Genomic DNA, 16,479 nt, shown 5'->3' with positions numbered 1-16,479 from the left:
TACCCACAGTAAGGACGACCAGCGTCACTCCTAAAGGCTTCCCCATGTCCACCTCGCTATTCGCCCCCCTCGACAAGAAATCCGCAGCACTCGCCTTTGTGCTCGCACTTTTGACCATCGCGGGCGCCTGGACCTCGCAATTGTTCGGGCTGGTGCCGTGCGAGCTGTGTCTTGAACAGCGCATGGCCTATTATTGGGGCCTGCCGATCCTGGGGCTGATCCTTTTGATCTGGAACCGCCTGCCGCTGCCTGTCTGGTATATCGCCATGGCCATCGTCGGTGCCATTTTCGTCTGGAGCACCTTCATGGGCGGCTATCATGCCGGGGTCGAATATGGCTTCTGGCCCGGCCCCACCGCTTGTACCGGCACCGGAGAAACAACAACGTTCGATGCACTTTCGAACCTCAATGCAGCCCATCTGGTGCCCTGCGATCAGGTCCAGTTCAGCTTTCTCGGCATTACGCTGGCCGGCTACAATGCCATAATCTCGGCCATGTGCGTTGCCCTGATCGGCATTTCCATGTTGGCCCAATACCGCCACAACCGCACCGCTTGATCGAGACTTTCACGAGGAATTCTTGAACCGCTTCGTTGTCATTTCAGGTTGCTCGGGCGGCGGAAAATCAACGCTTCTTGCCGAACTGGCCGCCCGCGGGTTCAGCACCGTGCCTGAACCTGGCCGCCGTATCGTTATCGAGGAATAAGCCGGCGATGGCGCGGCCCTGCCATGGATAGACCCAAAAGCCTTTTCTCGGCGCGCCGTCGCCATGGCACTGGCAGACCGCCAACTGGCAAAAAGCCATTCAGGCTGTGTGTTTTTTGATCGTGGTATGATCGATGCGGCGGTCGCCTTGAAGGCTTCGGGCGACGAAACAGTTTTCAATCAAATGCAGCACGATCACCGCTATCACCACCGCGTCTTTCTGATCCCGCCATGGCCCGAAATCTACGTCACCGATGCCGAACGCCAACATGGGTTTGATGTCGCCCTCAAGGAATATCAAAGCCTGTACACGGCCTATCCGGCCCTTGGCTACCAGATCATCAAACTCTCCAGAGTTTCAGTGAGCGAACGCGCCGATTCCCTGCTCGCAGCTCTGGCAAACCCCAGTCCCGATCAAGGCTCCAGTTCGATATCCCAATAGAGATAATCGAGCCAACTCTGGTGCAAATGGTTGGGCGGGAAGGCCCGGCCATTATTGTGCAAATCATGCACCGTCGGATGATAAGGCGCCTGCCGCGGAAACATCCTGATGTCGGCGGGCATGCGATTGGCTTTGCGCAAATTGCACGGCGCACAAGCCGCCACCACATTTTCCCACGTGGTCAGCCCGCCCTTGGATCGCGGAATGACGTGATCAAACGTCAGATCCTCGCGCGTCCCGCAATATTGGCACTGGAAGCGATCACGCAGAAATACATTGAACCGCGTAAAAGCGGGATGCCGCGCCGGCTTGATATATTCGCGCAGCGAAATAACGCTGGGCAGCTTCATTTCAAAGCTGGGACTATGAATTTTCAGATCATATTCCGAAACGATATTGACCCGATCCAGGCACACAGCCTTGATGGCGTCCTGCCACGACCATAGCGACAAGGGATAGTAACTGAGCGGCCGGAAGTCGGCGTTCAATACTAGAGCGGGACAGGACTCAGGCGACACATGGATAGTCACTTGAGGCTCCCGGAACGGGAATCGAGTAGGTCCATAGCCCCTATATTCTAAGCCTTTTGTGACGTGGCTGTGAAGCGGGATTACAATGATTTATCGTTGTTTCTTGTTTGGGATGATCCCACCGATGAAATCGGCGGCAAAGGCCAGCCCGTCCGGGGCAATCCCGTGCCCGACACCAGCCGAATTGTGAAATTTGACCGCATAACCGGCCTTGGTCAGCGTTGCCGCTGCCGCCTCGCCCAGCGAAAACGGCACAACCGTGTCCATATCACCATGAACAATGGCCACCGGCGGCTTGGGCAGATTTTCGGCACCAAAATTGTCGGCGGGCTGGAAAAGGCCCGAAAAGGCAAGCACGCCCATCAGCGGCTCGGGCAGCGACAGGCCGAAATGCAACGCCATCATCGCCCCCTGGCTGAAACCGGCCAAAATCGTATCCTGGGCACCAAGCCCCGACTGGGTCCAAAAATCGCTCAGAAATTCGCCCAGCACAGGCGCTGCCGCATGCAGACCCTTTTGGCGCATGGCAATGCTGTCCGCTTCAAAATCAGGGGCAAACCACTGATACCCCGACGGGTGGCCCGGCACCTGCTCGGGCGCGTTGGGCGCGATAAATACAGCGTCAGCCAGCATGTCGCGCCAATGCGGCGCCAGCCCGATCAGATCATTGCCATCCGAGCCATAGCCGTGCAGCAAAATGACCGCCTGTTTGGGGTCACCACCCGAAAGCGGCGGCATCATCGGACCTGAAAGTTTGGGCATTTATCCGTCCAGTTTGGTGGTAGTGCTTTCCAAGTGCCAGCGCCGCAGCACCTTGGCAACCCCACCCCCGATTTCCAAACTCTATAGTGCGACCCCATCCCGCTCCTTGATCGCGGCAAAATAGCGCCAGAATAATAGCGCAGCTGCGGCCCGATGTGGCGTCCAGAGCGCCGCGATTACATAAAGTTCAGCGCTGGTGGGCCGGGAATTGAGTTTTAATCCGTGCTCCACGGCCTTTTGCAGCGCCAGATCACCAGCCGGAAAAACGTCAGAATGTCCTGCACAAAACATCATGTAGATTTCAGCCGTCCACGGCCCGATCCCCTTGAGCGCCGTCAACACCGCAATCGCCTTGTCAATTTGGAGCGTTTCCAACGCCTCAAAATCCAGATCTCCTGCCGTGATGGCTTCGGCAATCACCCGCACGGTTCGAAACTTCCCCGCCGAAAAGCCGGTGGCCCGCACCGTCTCTTCGCTCAGTGCCAGAAAACTGTGCGGCTCGGTCGCCCCGGCGAGCGCTTCAAACCGCGACCAGATCGCCCGAGCGCTCGCCACCGACAATTGCTGGCCGCAAATCACCTTGGCCATGCCCGAAAAACCGCGTGGGCTGACCCGCGGATCAACCGCGCCCGCAACCGCCCGCACCGCGGCCAGTCGCGGATCACATGTCACCAAACGATCAATATGCAGCGCCAGCGCCTCTTGGGTATCGAGCCGTGTCGGCAGTGTTTGAACCATGCTAGACCGATCTTTGAAGGAAGGATTCGATGTCGGCAAATCTACCACTTCTGCGCTTTGCGCCCAGCCCCAATGGCCTGCTGCATCTGGGCCATGCCTATTCTGCCCTTTTTACCTGGCAGGCCGCCAGTCAGTTGGGCGGGCGCGTCCTGCTGCGGATCGAAGACATCGACCTTGAACGCTGTAAACCCGAATTTGACGCGGCCATGTTGCGTGATCTGGCATGGCTGGGTCTGGACTGGCCCACCCCCGTCTGGCGCCAAAGCCAGCGTTTTGCGCATTATAGCGCCGCCGCCGACCAGTTGCGGGCCCTCCAACTACTCTATCCCTGCTTTTGCAGCCGCCGAACCATAGCCGCTCACGCCAGCGGCACCGATCCCGATGGCGCCCCGCTTTACGCTGGTAATTGCCGACACCTGAACCAGGATGACATTGCCGCAAAGTTCGGGCGCGGCGAACCGGTCCAATATCGGCTTGATATGGACCGCGCCATGGCCATGACCGGCCCCCTCAGTTTCACCCTTGTCGGCCCCAGCGCTCTTGACCGACCCCAGATCCGTTATGCCCGCCCCCAACGTTGGGGCGATATAGTGCTCCAGCGCAAGCAGACGCCCACCTCCTATCATTTGAGTGTTGTCGTCGACGATGCCGCCCAGGCCATCACCCACGTTACCCGTGGTCGCGACATGGAAGCGGCCACCGACATTCACATCTTGCTGCAATTTCTTTTGGGCCTACCCAGCCCGATCTATAATTTTCACACCCTGATCCGCGACGAAAACGGCACCAAACTGGCCAAATCCAGGGGATCGCCCAGCCTGGCCAGTTTGCGCGAGAGCGGCTGGACGCCCCAACAAGTGTGCGCCCAGCTCGGTTTTGCCTAAGCCGCCTTGGCAGGTTCGGCGAAATATTGCACGACGCTTGCCCCCACAGCCGCCCCGAACTCGGTGCCAAAATCGGACCCCAGAATGTCGACCAGCCGCTGGTCCTCAAGCCGCATCGGATTGTCCCAAAGATAGCGCATCTTGACCACTTCGCGGATCATTGGCATGCCAAGGCCCATCAGGCGCAGCAATATCCACGGCATCGGCACCACCCGCAGGGGCCGCGACGAACTTGTCTTGATCGCCGCCATCATCGCGCCGTGGGTGACGTAGTGACCAGCAAAATGAAACCGATCAAAACTTTTAAGGTTTTGACGCCGCTCTGCCAGTTTGACAAAAGCCGCCCCCAGATCGGGCAGATAGGCCCAGGCGTGCCCAAGGCTCAGATCCGCCATATGGTGGAGGCGCCCCTTGCCAATATTCATCATCATCGCCTGATCGAACCAGTCGCCTTGGTTGTTGGGGCCATAAAAATCCCCGGCCCGCAAAATAATGACCTGTATATCGCCCGCCTCGGTTGCCCGCTCCAGCATTTGCTCCTGCCGCACCCGGATGGCGCCGCGCGCCGTTTCAGGATGCTGCGCAAGCTCGGGCGTCAACACCCGGTCGCTGGCGGCAAAATTGTAGATATTGCCGGGAAAAAGAAGCGTCTTGCCCGAATTTTTGAGCGCCGCCAGAACCGTTGCCAACTGCGCTTCGGCCCGCCCGTTGTCCCATTTGTCATACGGCAGGTTAAGCCCGTTAAAGACAACTTCGGCCCCGGCAGTCGCCGCCTCGATGTCGCCCTTCTGCCCGGCATCGCCCTTGATGAAACCAACGCCTTTGATTGGCTTTCTGTTACTCCGCCCAAACCCGGTCACCTGCCATCCGGCCGCTGCAAACGCCTCGGCTGCCGCATGCCCGATGTGGCCATTGATACCCAGGATGGTGATTTTATGCTTGTCCATGGTCTCGCTCCAATCTGTTGATGGACACAGCATCCAATATTCATTATCGTTGCACCATTCGCAAAATTTGCAGAATTGATATTCAAAAATGAATAGATCTGTCGATTGGACCCTGTGGCGCAGTTTTGCCGCCGTCGTTGCAGCCGGCTCGCTTTCCGGCGCCGCGCGCGCCCTCTCCCTCTCCCAACCAACGCTCGGCCGCCATATCGAAGCACTCGAACAGCATCTGGGCATTCCCCTGTTTGAACGAACCCTCAGCGGTTTGAAACCCAACCCCACCGCCCTGCGCCTGCTCGAACCGGTCGAGCTCGCCCAATCGGCACTGGCCGAGGCATCGATGATGGCCCAGGGGGTGCAACAGGACCCGAGCGGCTCGGTACGCGTGACCGCCAGCGCCGTCGTCTGCCACTATATGCTGCCGTCCATACTTGTCGGCATCCGCGAAAAATTCCCCAATATCGCCATTGAACTGGTGCCCACCGACAGCGCCGAAAATCTGCTGCTGCGCGAAAGCGACATTGCCATTCGCATGTTTCGGCCCACCCAATTGGATCTCATCACCAAAAGACTCGGTGAATTGCCCATCATCTGCTGCGCCAGCCAGAGCTATCTCGACCGTCGCGGCACGCCCCAGGCCATCGAGGATCTTTACCAGCACGATCTGGTCGGCCTTGATCGGTCCGAACTGATCATCGCCCATGCCAATTCGCTTGGCTTTGCTTTGACGCGCGATCATTTCGCCCTGCGCTGCGACAGCCAGACCAATCTCTGGGAATTGATCCGCGCCGGTCTTGGCATCGGCTTTGCCCAGCGCCATATGGTCGCGCATACTCCCGGTATGCGGGCGTTGCTGCCCCAATTGCCGGTGCCCGCGCTCGAAGTCTGGTTGACGACCCATCGTGAACTGTTCACCAGCGGGCGAGATCCGTGCCATCTATGATGCGCTTGCCGAAGCACTTGTGAGCCAGATCGCTGGCAACCCCGTATAAGGCAGGCACGATCCTACCCCTGAGGTTACCATGCACGTTCTATTCAACATCGCCATTGCCCTTGCCCTGCTATTCGTTCTCGGGGTGCTTGGCATGGGCTTGTGGAACATGGCCAAGGGCGGCCCCGGCAATACCAGTCAAAAACTCATGCGCCTGCGCGTCATGGGTCAGGCCGTCGCCCTCATCCTGTTGATGGGCGCCCTGTTCTTCTTCGGCAACGGACGGGGCTGAACCCATGGTCAAGCTCAATCGCATCTATACCAAGACCGGCGACGATGGCACCACTGGCCTCGTACGCGGTCCCCGGCGCGCCAAATATGATCTGCGCGTTGCCGCCTACGGCACCATCGACGAGGCCAATGCCTTCATTGGCCAGGCCCGTCTGCATACCACCTCAATGCCCAAGATCGACCGATTGCTTGGCCGCATCCAGAACGATCTGTTCGATGTTGGCTCCGATCTGGCCACCCCGGGCGAAGACGCGCCGGACGGGCCAAAGTCACTAAGGGTAACCGAGGTACAAACCGCCTGGGTCGAGCGCGAAATTGACCAGTACAACGATGACCTGACCCCGCTCAAAAGCTTCGTCCTGCCTGGGGGCACCCCCACCTCGGCAACGCTGCATATTGCGCGCACCGTCGTGCGTCGTGCCGAGCGGATTGTGGTCGAACTGGCCAGCATCGAACCCGATGTCAGCCCCGAAGCCATCCGTTATCTCAATCGCCTCTCCGATCTGCTGTTCGTTCTCGGCCGGGTCACCAATGCCAACGGCGACAAGGATGTAATGTGGGTGCCCGGCAACAATACACGAACCACAAAACAGGACTGATCGGGCGCCGGAACCATTCGCCAAGGAGAAGCAATGTTCCTGCCCCTGCACGATTCAAACCCCATCCGCTACGTCAAGGTCGCCTACGTCACCTATGGGTTGATCGCACTCAACGCCCTGATTTTTCTCATCGAGGCAAATCTTTCCCCGGCAGCCTTTGAACAGGCAACCATCGGCTTCGGCATGATCCCGATTGTCGTGCGCGACCTTTACCCCCAGCCGGTTGCCTGGCTCCCCGACTGGGCCAACCTTTTCACCTACGCCTTCCTGCACGCCGATTGGCTGCATCTGCTCACCAACATGCTGTTCCTGTGGATTTTCGGCGACAATATCGAGGATGCCATGGGCCACTGGCGCTTCCTCCTGTTCTATCTCAGCTGCACTGGTCTTGCTGCCCTTGCCCACCTGGCCTTCAATCTTGATGGCAATGGTCCGCTGGTCGGCGCCTCGGGAGCCGTTGCCGGGGTCATGGGCGCCTATGTGCTGCTGTACCCCCACGCCCGCGTTTTTGTTCTGGCCCGCATCGTCATTCCCATACCCCTGCCCGTGCCCGCCTTCTGGATGCTGGGGTTCTGGATCGCCAGCCAGATTTTTTATCTCATCATTGATCAGGGCGAGCCTGTTTCATGGTGGGCCCATCTGGGCGGCTTTGCCGCCGGCATCGCCTTGACGTTCATCCTGCGCCGCCGCGCCGTGCCCTTGCTGGGCGGACGATAAACCCGGCATTTGCATAAAATTATCTATCCAGCCCAAGTCTTTTTTCACACCCGCCCCCTAGGGTGCCGGTGCAATACTGGCTAGGGAGACCGCAATGGATACCGATTTGACAATGCAGATGGTTGCCATGTCCAATGGCTCCAGCCGGGCAAATGTCCAGCAGGCAGTGCTCAAGAAAAGTCTTGAGTTGGACCAGGCCACCGCCAACATGGTCGCCGAGGTCAGCCGCGCCGCCCCGCCTGCCGGGCAGGGTCTTAAAATCGACAAGCTGGCATAACCATCATGGCCAACGCCGTCGGCATCAGCCCTCCAGCGATGATCAACCGCATCGTGCACCGCGAAGCCACCCCGACCGGCGCCGAACTGGCCAGGGTTGCGGTGCTCGCCCAAAAAGTGCGCACCGCCATTGAAAACAGCGCCGACCCCAAAACCACCGATCAGCCGGACCCCAAGCCCATCGTGGTTTCGAGCGGCGCTGATGTCGACCGGTTGGTTTAAGCGCCCTTGCCCGCCAATCCGATCAGGGTCTTGATCACAGCTTCCCCGTCCGGCGAATTCCATTCTGCCGGCCCCTGCAATACCGCCAACTCGCAACCATTGGCATCCAGCACCAACGTCGTCGGCAACCCGATGGCGACTGCATCGGTCTGCAACTTCTTGAACGCGGCAAAGCTTGCATCGGTATAGATTGGCAAATTGGTCAGCCCCTGCTCGTCCATAAATGCCTTGGCCTTGCCCGGCCCCTCATCGCCAATATCGAGATTGATCGGCAATACCATGAAATTGTCCGAATTATATTTGGCCGCCAGCGCGTCCAGCGCCGGCATTTCCTCGCGACATGGAACACACCAGCTGGCCCAGAAATTGACCAACAGCGCCTTGCCCTTGAAATCGGCGATGGTCATGTCCTTACCGGACGCGTCTTTGAACGCGGTCTTTTCGTAGCCCCGCCCTTCCCCGGTCGGGTTGAGCGCCGCCAACTCGCCGACAGCCGCACTATCAATCACCGCTGCTTGAGCGGCCTGCACCGGACACTCCCTGGCGGTCGCGCTGCCATTGCTAAGGTACACCCACCCCGATATAGCTAGCGCCACGCTGGCCAGCCCCAGTGTAACGATCAGTCGGGGAGTATTGGACTTCTTGGCGGGGGGCGGGCTTTGTTCGGACATTCAAGCTCCAGGGATTATTGATGAGCAACAAGATGTGGGGCGGCCGTTTTTCATCGGGCCCCGACGCCATCATGGAAGAAATAAACGCCTCGATCAGCTTTGATCAGCGCCTTTTCAAACAGGATATTGCCGGATCTATCGCCCATGCCAACATGCTGGCGCAAACCGGCATACTGACGCAGGACGATACCGATCTGATCATATCGGGTTTGCAATCGGTTTTGGCAGAGATTGAAGCGGGCACGTTCACATTTTCGCGCGCGCTCGAAGACATTCACATGAACGTGGAAAACCGCCTGCGTGAACAGATCGGCGATACCGCTGGTCGATTGCATACCGCCCGCTCGCGCAATGATCAGGTCGCAACCGACTTCAAACTCTATGTCCGCGACGCCATCGACACGCTGATCACCCAGATCAATACCCTGCAACTGGGTCTGGTCACCCGCGCCGAAGCCGAGGCCGAAACCATCATGCCCGGCTTTACCCATTTGCAGAGCGCCCAGCCGGTGACATTTGGCCACCATTTGCTGGCCTATGTCGAAATGCTCGGCCGCGATGCATCCCGCTTTGCCGATGCCCGCAAGCGCCTCAATGAAAGCCCGTTGGGGTCCGCCGCCCTTGCCGGAACCTCATTTCCCATTGATCGACACATGACCGCCGAAGCCCTTGGCTTTGATCGGCCCACCGCCAACTCACTTGACGCTGTGTCAGATCGCGATTTCATTCTCGAAACCCTTGCCGCCGCCTCCATATGCGCCGTGCACCTGTCGCGCTTTGCCGAAGAACTGGTCATCTGGAGTTCGGCCCAGTTCGGATTCGTGCGTCTCTCGGATAAATATTCAACCGGCTCCTCGATCATGCCACAAAAGCGCAATCCTGACGCCGCCGAACTGGTCCGCGCCAAGATCGGTCGCATTCTGGGCGCCCTGACCTCGCTGATCGTGGTGATGAAGGGCCTGCCGCTCGCCTATTCCAAGGATATGCAGGAAGACAAGGAAATTGCCTTCGACGCCCTTGATAGCCTCTCGCTCTCGCTGGCCGCCATGACCGGAATGGTGGGCGATTTGAGTATCAATCACGACCGGATGCACGCCGCCGCCAGCGCTGGCTTTTCCACCGCCACCGATATTGCCGACTGGTTGGTGCGCGAGGTCAACATGCCGTTCCGCGATGCCCATCACGTCACCGGCCAGATCGTGGCATTGGCCGAAAAGAAAAACTGCGGGCTTGAGGGTCTGACCATCGAGGACTTCAAGCAGGTCGACCAACGGATCGATAGCCGCATCCATAAAATTCTGACTGTTGAAAGCTCGGTTGCCTCACGCCAGAGTTATGGCGGCACCGCCCCGACAAATGTCTTGAATCAGGCCGCTCGCTGGAAGTCGGTACTGACTGGCCAAACCCACGAACCGCGCCCACTGCGCGGCAAAAAGCATGGCGGCCACGGCGATGGTGGGGTTGAATAAAATCTTGTTCATCGCCACGCTCAACCCGGTTCGCCCTTGGGAGAATGCCCGTACATCATAGGTTTGACCATGCCAAGTGCCCCACGACTAATGCGATTGACCGAGCGTCACGTCCAGTTTCTGCAGCCCGAAAAAGCCGTCGACACCATGCCCGAGCCCCCTGAGGGCATGGAGGAATCAACGCCCTCTGATCATCAGCGCACCTATGAGCAACTGCTCGATGCAAATCCGGATGCCAGCGAAATCTGGTTTTTTGCCTATGGCTCGCTGATTTGGAAACCGGCCTGCGACTTTGTCGAAATGCGCACCGCGCTGGTGCATGGCTGGCACCGTTCATTTTGCCTCGGTTGGAACAACCGCTTTCGCGGCAGCGATGAAAACCCAGGCCTGATGCTGGCGCTCGACCGTGGCGGAGCCTGCAAAGGTGTACTTTATCGCCTGCCACCGGACCGGATCAAAGCCAATATGATCAAGCTGTTCGAGCGCGAAATGGGCTGGAAGCCCTCGGCCTTCCCGCCACGCTGGGTGAATGCCAGAGTTGAAGACCGCAACATTCGTGCCCTGACCTTTTGCATGGATCGCAACAGTGGCCGCTATGTCAGTGGTCTGAGCGATGAACGTGTTGCCGACGTTTTGGCAACGGCCACCGGACCGCGCGGCTCGATGGCCCAATATCTGTTTGCCACCGTCCGCCACCTTGAAGACATGGGCATTCAGGACCCTCATTTGTGGTCCTTGCAGTCCATGGTCGCCGAGCGCATCGAAGCCACCTACGAGGCGCGTTAAACGCACACTTTCGTTTTCCCTTTCCTTGCTCTAGACAAGCGCTACGCCTTGCCGCCGCCGGAGAATTGCCATGGTCCATCATTTTCAACGTCGCGACGGTGTCCTGTTTGCTGAAGACGTCGATCTCAATGCGCTGGCCGCAAAGGTGGGCACGCCATTCTACGTCTATTCAACCGCAACCCTGCGTCGCCACGTTCAGGTGATTAGAGCCGCCTTTGACGGCATTCCGACACTTCTGGCCTATGCCATGAAGGCCAATTCCAATCAGGCCGTGCTTAAGCTGATGGCCAGCGAAGGCGCCGGTGCCGACGTTGTCTCGCTGGGCGAACTCGAGCGCGCTCTGGCCGCGGGCATCCAGCCCGAGATGATCGTATTTTCCGGCGTCGCCAAAACCATCACCGAAATGCGCCGTGGTCTGGAAGCGGGTATTCACTGCTTCAACCTCGAAAGCGAGCCCGAGCTTGAACGGCTCGATATGATTGCCGCCGAAATGGGCAGGATCGCCCGCGTCTCGGTGCGCATCAACCCCGATGTCGACGCGCGCACCCACGCCAAGATTTCCACCGGCAAGGCCGAAAACAAGTTCGGCATTTCCTACAGGCGCGCCAACGAAGTCTACGCCCGCATTGCCGAGCTCAAACACGTCAAGGCGGTCGGGGTCGATATGCATATCGGCAGCCAGATCACTGATCTTGAGCCTTTTGGCAACGCCTTTGGCCTGATGGCCGAACTGGTCAGATCCCTGCAGGCCGATGGCCACGCCATTGAGCATGTCGATATCGGCGGCGGTCTGGGCATTCCCTATAATCAAGATCAGGAAGCCCCACCCCACCCCGACGCCTATGCGGCCGTCGTGCGTGAGAAGATCGGACAGTTGGGCGTCAAGTTGGTGATCGAACCGGGTCGCCTGCTCGTGGGCAATGCCGGCATTCTCGTGACCAAAGTTGAATATGTAAAACCCGGCGCTACCAGCTTTGTCATTGTCGATGCCGGCATGAACGATCTGCTGCGTCCCACGCTTTACGAAGCCCATCACGACGTCGAGCCGGTCAATCCGTCAAACCTTGCCCCGATCACCGCCGATATCGTTGGCCCGGTTTGCGAAACGGGCGATTATCTGGCCAGGGGGCGCACTATTCCGGGGGTTGTCGAGGGTGATCTTTTAGCCATCATGAGCGGCGGTGCCTATGGCGCGGTCATGGCCTCAACCTATAATTCGCGCCCGTTGGTGCCCGAAATTCTGGTCAATGGCGAGGACTATCACATCATCCGCCCGCGCCCCTCGCTTGACGCCTTGATCGCACTCGATAGCGTGCCCGACTGGCTCTAAAGCAACGTGCGGAAAAGTGGAAACCGGTTTTACGCAAAAAACGATGCGACACCAAAAAAGCTAGAGCGCAAGTTCCGATTCTATCGGAACGCCCGACCGGCTCTAGCCGTCGCGCTCGCGCCGCGCCAGTGACAACACTTCCACCGGCCGTCCTTCGAGCGCATCATCGACCTTGGCCAATAGATCAGCCAGCGTGAACGGTTTGACGATCACGTCATAGATCAGCGTCTCGAGCCCATGCGCCCGTTCGCGCTGATCGGCGAAGCCAGTCATCAGCACAATGGTGATATCGGGGTAGTCGGCAGCCGTGCTCAGCGCCAGCGCAATGCCATCCATGATCGGCATCTTGATATCGCTGAGCAGCAGGTCGAATTTCCCCGCCTCCTCCGCCAGCGTTTCCGCGGCTAATCCGCCGTCTTCGGCTGCAATAACCTCATGCCCCTTCATGCCCAGGGCACTGACCACAAAAGCGCGAACCGAATCATCATCTTCGGCAACAAGAATTCGAGCCATTATCCATGCTCCTGACTGGGGGCGGGTTTGGGTGAGGCAGAACCGGCCTCATTGGGAGCGGCACCATCGCCAGGCGCATTGCCTGGTGCAGCCGCGGTCGGCGCATCGGAAGAACTGTTCCCGCTGGCAAAGCTCAGCTTGACCTTGGCAACATTGCCCGGCGGCAACGAAAGCTGGGTGCTGATGCTGGCCGTCTTGCCCGGCACCAGTGAACGCACCAGCGGACGCACGCTCCACTGATATAGATTTTTGCCCTGCGCATCGATCAGCGTCAGCACCACGGGCGGCACCGGCATCCGCCCCAGCGCAACATTGACAATTTCAGCTTGGACCAGCAGCACTTCTTTGCCATCGCGCAGCGTCCGCTGGGTCCGGACATCGGTAAAATTGAGCCCCACGACATTAACGCCCAGCCCCATGGATTCATAAACCCCCGCCATTGACGGAAACATTTCCACCACCTGGGTGCGGCCAAGAAAGCCGAAACCGATCATCCCCACCAGCGTGCAGGCGGCCCCAATCCGCGCCGCCCGGCGCAGACGCGCCATCGGCAATTGCGCGATCATCGAGCTTTGCCGCTGCGAAAAAGCCCGCTGCCGCTTTTTCTGCAATGCCGGGTCAACCGGTTGCCCGCTTGTTTCAGCCCCATCCTCGGGGTCGCCCCGCGCTTCTGCCGCTTCCTCTGCCGCCCGATTGGCCGCCTGAACAAAGGCATCATCGAGCGCATCTTCGCTCATCGCCGCCTCGTCTTCTTCCACTGGCAACGGCACCTGCCGCCAGTCGCGTTGGCAATTGGCGCATTGCACCTTTCGACCAGCCGCACCGATTGCCTCAAAGGCAACCTGATAGCGTGTCTGGCAATGAGGGCAGGTGATGATCATGAAAGTAGTGGGCGCCTGTCGGTCTGAATTGACCCAATTCTATTGCGGCGAAGTTAAAACTCCTCAAACCACCCCGCCAGAAGCCGCAATAAACATAAATGCACCGCAATCCACACCCAAACCCGCCCCAAACGCCGCACAACCGCCTTGCCCTGATATGATGGGGTGCGCGTGATTCGGTTTGCGGTCGCACCGAAACAGGACAGACTATTGAGGAGCCTGGAACTTTGATCGAATTTTCCGATGTTGGCCTGCGCTATGGCAATGGCCCGGAAATCCTGCGGGACCTGACCTTTTCGGTCGAGCCCGGCTCGTTCCACTTTCTGACCGGCCCCTCGGGCGCCGGCAAAACCTCGCTGCTGCGCCTGCTGCTGCTGTCGCTCAAGCCATCGCGTGGTCAGGTCACGATGTTTGGCGAGGATGTCACCAATCTGAGTCATGACCGCCTGCTGCAGATGCGCCGCCACATCGGCATCGTCTTTCAGGAATTTCGCCTGCTCGATCACTTGACCACTTTCGAAAATGTCGCCCTGCCGCTGCGGGTTCTGGGACAGGCCGAAAGCGAATATCGGCCCAATGTGACCGAACTGCTCGAATGGGTCGGCCTGGGCGAGCGCATGCATGCCCTGCCGTCCCTGCTCTCGGGAGGCGAAAAACAGCGCGCCGCCATCGCCCGTGCCGTCATTGCCCGCCCAAAGGTCTTGCTAGCCGACGAGCCCACCGGCAACGTCGACCCCGAATTGTCCTCGCGCCTCGTGCACCTGTTCGCCGAACTCAACCGCACCCTGGGCATGACCATCATTCTGGCGACCCATGAGCTGCCGCTACTCGATCAGTTTTCCTACCCCCGCATGTTGCTCTCCAAGGGCGAGTTGGTGATCCATGATTGAGCAGATCAAAAATCTAATTCCCCGCCCCGGTCGTCCCGCCCCCATCGTGCCCGAACGTTCAGTCGCTGGTCGCACCCTGATGCTGCTGATCGCCATCATGACATTTCTGTCCGCGGTGACCCTTGGCGGCGTCGTGCTGGTTCAAAAATCAGCCATTGCCTGGTCGGCGGACGTTGGCCGGGAAGTCACCATCCAGATCCGCCCGGTTGAGGGCGAGGTGATGGAGTCCAACCTGCGCACTGCCGTTGCGCTCGCCGAGGCAACCCCCGGCGTTGGCTCGGCCCGCGCCCTGACTCTGGCCGAAAGTCAGGCCCTGCTCGAGCCGTGGCTGGGTGCCGGCCTGGATCTCACCGCCATTGAAATTCCCCGGCTGGTTGTCGTCCATCTCGACGATCCGCTGGATGCCGACATTGCCAAGCTCACCAATGATTTGACCGCCGTCAAAGGCGCAAGCCTTGATACTCACGCCGTCTGGCGTCAGCAATTGAACGCCATGTCCGGGGCCATCGTGCTCTCGGGATTGTTGGTATTGGCCCTGATCATCGTCGCCACCATGCTGGCCATCGTTTTTGCCACGCGCGGCGCTATGGCTTCCAATCGCGAGATTGTCGACGTGCTCCATTATATCGGGGCCTCCAACAAATTCATTGCCGGCGAGTTTCAGGGACGGTTTTTGTCCATCGGGCTGCAAGGCGGCGTCATTGGCGGCATCGCGGCCATCCTGTTCTTCACCCTTGTCGGCACTGCCGCCAGCGGCGTTTTGCCGGGCGAAACCAGCCAGCAGGTCGGCATTCTGTTCGGGCGCTTTGCCCTGGGCATTAGCGGCCTTGTCGGCATTGCTGCCGTTGTGCTGGTCATTGCTGCCCTGACCGCGACAACCTCGCGCGTCACCGTGCGCCGGTTCCTCGCCCAGACCTCATGATCATCGGCGTTTACCCGGATCTGCTGGCCAAAAGCCCGCCTCCCCGCTAAACCATCGCAATATCAAAATGCCATTGGAGATATCGAACTCATGGTGATGCAGGCAATTCGTTCGGCAATATTTTATCTGCTTTTTATTACCCAGACGGCCCTGGTTGCCATCGCCATTGGCATATCGGCCCTGATTACGGGCCGCCGAACTGCCTTCAGCTGGGCCACGGCAAAATACTGGTGCCGATCAATCTGGTCTTGCTGCGCCTGTTTGGCGGCATCAAGACCCGGGTCTCTGGCGAGGAAAACATTCCCGAGGGCGGCTGCATCATTGCCGCCAAGCACCAAAGCGACTGGGATGTCTTTGCCATTTTTCCCTATACCGGGCGCCCCGCCTATATCGTCAAAAAGGAGCTGATGCGCCTGCCGTTCTTTGGCCGGGCCGCGCGCACCCTTGATTGCATCGAGGTTGATCGCTCCAAAGGCGCAAAGGCCATTCCCCTGATGATGGAACAGGCCCACGCCGCCGTCGCGCGCGGTTGCCGCATCGTCATTTTCCCCGAAGGTACCCGCCGCTCCCCGCTGGCCAAGCCCGAATATCGCCAGGGCATCGGGCGGCTTTATGCTGAACTCGGCGTTCCGGTCGTTCCCGTTGCGCTCAATTCCGGTCTTTTCTGGGGCCGCAACAGCCTGCTTTTGTGGCCCGGCACCGCCGAGGCAAAGTTCCTGCCGCCCATCGAGCCGGGGCTGGCGCCTGACGTTTTTACCAAAAGACTCAAAAAAGCCATCGAACCAGAATCAACTGATTTGATTCTAACAGCGGTAGACCGGGGTTTGGCCCGGCCGATCGACAAAAAATTGCGACAGGCCATCGATGATGCGAGGCAGAGCCGTAATCAGGCCTAAACACTATATGTTGACAAAAAGCCCGACTGGCACCATAGATATAGAGATAGAATTTGAATCGACTTGACGTTAACTGTTTTT

21 protein-coding genes and 1 pseudogene are annotated in these 16,479 nt (G+C 59.1%); 15 read left to right on the top strand and 7 right to left on the bottom strand.

The window, feature by feature from the left end:
- The first annotated feature begins 44 nt into the window (after positions 1 to 44).
- Positions 45 to 557: a disulfide bond formation protein B gene (locus PSQ90_RS09880; RefSeq protein ID WP_282210159.1), complete on the top strand. Its 513-nt coding sequence runs from the start codon at positions 45 to 47 to the stop codon at positions 555 to 557.
- Positions 558 to 579: 22 nt separating this feature from the next.
- A pseudogene (locus PSQ90_RS09875) lies at positions 580 to 1,146 on the top strand (AAA family ATPase).
- On the opposite strand, the gene PSQ90_RS09870 reads toward PSQ90_RS09875, so the two are convergent.
- The 3 genes from PSQ90_RS09870 to PSQ90_RS09860 form a co-directional block, all read right to left on the bottom strand.
- Positions 1,119 to 1,676 (bottom strand): HNH endonuclease, encoded by a 558-nt coding sequence (locus PSQ90_RS09870; RefSeq protein WP_282210158.1) that lies wholly within the window; start codon positions 1,674 to 1,676, stop codon positions 1,119 to 1,121. The pseudogene PSQ90_RS09875 and the gene PSQ90_RS09870 overlap by 28 nt on opposite strands.
- Before the next feature lie 90 nt (positions 1,677 to 1,766).
- A complete protein-coding gene (locus PSQ90_RS09865; protein ID WP_282210157.1) occupies positions 1,767 to 2,438 on the bottom strand; it encodes an alpha/beta hydrolase in 672 nt (223 codons plus the stop codon).
- A gap of 81 nt (positions 2,439 to 2,519) precedes the next feature.
- Positions 2,520 to 3,176 (bottom strand): DNA-3-methyladenine glycosylase family protein, encoded by a 657-nt coding sequence (locus PSQ90_RS09860; RefSeq protein WP_282210156.1) that lies wholly within the window; start codon positions 3,174 to 3,176, stop codon positions 2,520 to 2,522.
- A gap of 29 nt (positions 3,177 to 3,205) precedes the next feature.
- On the opposite strand from PSQ90_RS09860, the gene gluQRS reads away from it, so the two are divergent.
- The gene (gene gluQRS, locus PSQ90_RS09855; protein WP_282210155.1) at positions 3,206 to 4,060 is read left to right on the top strand and encodes a tRNA glutamyl-Q(34) synthetase GluQRS; all 855 of its coding nucleotides are present in this window, start codon (positions 3,206 to 3,208) and stop codon (positions 4,058 to 4,060) included.
- Here gluQRS and PSQ90_RS09850 read toward each other — a convergent pair.
- On the bottom strand, positions 4,057 to 5,007 hold the full coding sequence (locus PSQ90_RS09850) for an NAD-dependent epimerase/dehydratase family protein (RefSeq protein WP_282210154.1): 951 nt from the start codon (positions 5,005 to 5,007) through the stop codon (positions 4,057 to 4,059). The two genes, gluQRS and PSQ90_RS09850, sit on opposite strands and share 4 nt — an antisense overlap.
- A gap of 88 nt (positions 5,008 to 5,095) precedes the next feature.
- Here PSQ90_RS09850 and PSQ90_RS09845 point away from each other — a divergent pair, with 88 nt between their 5' ends.
- From PSQ90_RS09845 to PSQ90_RS09820, 6 genes are all read left to right on the top strand, one after another.
- Positions 5,096 to 5,947, top strand: a complete 852-nt coding sequence (locus tag PSQ90_RS09845; RefSeq protein ID WP_282210153.1) for a LysR family transcriptional regulator — start codon at positions 5,096 to 5,098, stop codon at positions 5,945 to 5,947.
- A gap of 79 nt (positions 5,948 to 6,026) precedes the next feature.
- The gene (locus PSQ90_RS09840; RefSeq protein WP_282210152.1) at positions 6,027 to 6,227 is read left to right on the top strand and encodes a twin transmembrane helix small protein; all 201 of its coding nucleotides are present in this window, start codon (positions 6,027 to 6,029) and stop codon (positions 6,225 to 6,227) included.
- Positions 6,228 to 6,231: 4 nt separating this feature from the next.
- The gene (locus tag PSQ90_RS09835; protein WP_282210151.1) at positions 6,232 to 6,825 is read left to right on the top strand and encodes a cob(I)yrinic acid a,c-diamide adenosyltransferase; all 594 of its coding nucleotides are present in this window, start codon (positions 6,232 to 6,234) and stop codon (positions 6,823 to 6,825) included.
- A gap of 33 nt (positions 6,826 to 6,858) precedes the next feature.
- Positions 6,859 to 7,542 (top strand): rhomboid family intramembrane serine protease, encoded by a 684-nt coding sequence (locus tag PSQ90_RS09830; protein WP_282210150.1) that lies wholly within the window; start codon positions 6,859 to 6,861, stop codon positions 7,540 to 7,542.
- A gap of 94 nt (positions 7,543 to 7,636) precedes the next feature.
- Positions 7,637 to 7,819, top strand: coding sequence for a hypothetical protein (locus tag PSQ90_RS09825; RefSeq protein WP_282210149.1), 183 nt, complete (start codon positions 7,637 to 7,639; stop codon positions 7,817 to 7,819).
- Positions 7,820 to 7,824: 5 nt separating this feature from the next.
- A complete protein-coding gene (locus PSQ90_RS09820) occupies positions 7,825 to 8,040 on the top strand; it encodes a hypothetical protein (protein ID WP_282210148.1) in 216 nt (71 codons plus the stop codon).
- Here the strand turns inward: PSQ90_RS09820 and PSQ90_RS09815 are convergent.
- A complete protein-coding gene (locus PSQ90_RS09815) occupies positions 8,037 to 8,711 on the bottom strand; it encodes a TlpA disulfide reductase family protein (RefSeq protein ID WP_282210147.1) in 675 nt (224 codons plus the stop codon). The genes PSQ90_RS09820 and PSQ90_RS09815 overlap by 4 nt on opposite strands.
- Positions 8,712 to 8,731: 20 nt before the next feature.
- Here PSQ90_RS09815 and argH point away from each other — a divergent pair, with 20 nt between their 5' ends.
- The 3 genes from argH to lysA all read left to right on the top strand — a co-directional run bounded on the left by argH (position 8,732) and on the right by lysA (position 12,296).
- Positions 8,732 to 10,180 (top strand): argininosuccinate lyase, encoded by a 1,449-nt coding sequence (gene argH, locus PSQ90_RS09810; protein ID WP_282210146.1) that lies wholly within the window; start codon positions 8,732 to 8,734, stop codon positions 10,178 to 10,180.
- 69 nt (positions 10,181 to 10,249) lie between these two features.
- Positions 10,250 to 10,966 (top strand): gamma-glutamylcyclotransferase, encoded by a 717-nt coding sequence (locus PSQ90_RS09805; RefSeq protein WP_282210145.1) that lies wholly within the window; start codon positions 10,250 to 10,252, stop codon positions 10,964 to 10,966.
- 70 nt (positions 10,967 to 11,036) lie between these two features.
- The gene (gene lysA, locus PSQ90_RS09800; protein WP_282210144.1) at positions 11,037 to 12,296 is read left to right on the top strand and encodes a diaminopimelate decarboxylase; all 1,260 of its coding nucleotides are present in this window, start codon (positions 11,037 to 11,039) and stop codon (positions 12,294 to 12,296) included.
- Between the two features lie 102 nt (positions 12,297 to 12,398).
- Here lysA and PSQ90_RS09795 read toward each other — a convergent pair whose 3' ends face one another.
- Together PSQ90_RS09795 and PSQ90_RS09790 are read right to left on the bottom strand one after the other, a co-directional pair.
- The gene (locus PSQ90_RS09795; protein WP_282210143.1) at positions 12,399 to 12,809 is read right to left on the bottom strand and encodes a response regulator; all 411 of its coding nucleotides are present in this window, start codon (positions 12,807 to 12,809) and stop codon (positions 12,399 to 12,401) included.
- Positions 12,809 to 13,690 carry a zinc-ribbon domain-containing protein gene (locus tag PSQ90_RS09790; RefSeq protein ID WP_282210142.1) on the bottom strand — a complete coding sequence of 294 codons (882 nt, stop codon included), beginning with the start codon at positions 13,688 to 13,690 and terminating at the stop codon, positions 12,809 to 12,811. Before PSQ90_RS09790 ends, PSQ90_RS09795 begins: the two co-directional genes overlap by 1 nt.
- 227 nt (positions 13,691 to 13,917) lie before the next feature.
- On the opposite strand from PSQ90_RS09790, the gene ftsE reads away from it, so the two are divergent.
- The 3 genes from ftsE (at position 13,918) to PSQ90_RS09775 (ending at position 16,398) form a co-directional block, all read left to right on the top strand.
- The gene (ftsE, locus tag PSQ90_RS09785; protein WP_282210141.1) at positions 13,918 to 14,580 is read left to right on the top strand and encodes a cell division ATP-binding protein FtsE; all 663 of its coding nucleotides are present in this window, start codon (positions 13,918 to 13,920) and stop codon (positions 14,578 to 14,580) included.
- Entirely contained in the window at positions 14,573 to 15,502 is a 930-nt protein-coding gene (locus tag PSQ90_RS09780; protein WP_282210140.1) for a cell division protein FtsX, read from the top strand. Before ftsE ends, PSQ90_RS09780 begins: the two co-directional genes overlap by 8 nt.
- A gap of 230 nt (positions 15,503 to 15,732) precedes the next feature.
- Positions 15,733 to 16,398, top strand: a complete 666-nt coding sequence (locus tag PSQ90_RS09775; protein WP_282210139.1) for a lysophospholipid acyltransferase family protein — start codon at positions 15,733 to 15,735, stop codon at positions 16,396 to 16,398.
- Positions 16,399 to 16,479: the final 81 nt, after the last annotated feature.

It is taken from the genome of Devosia rhodophyticola (assembly GCF_028816475.1).
GTDB classification, from domain to species: Bacteria; Pseudomonadota; Alphaproteobacteria; order Rhizobiales; family Devosiaceae; genus Devosia; species Devosia rhodophyticola.
This window is presented reverse-complemented; position numbering and strand designations above follow the sequence as displayed.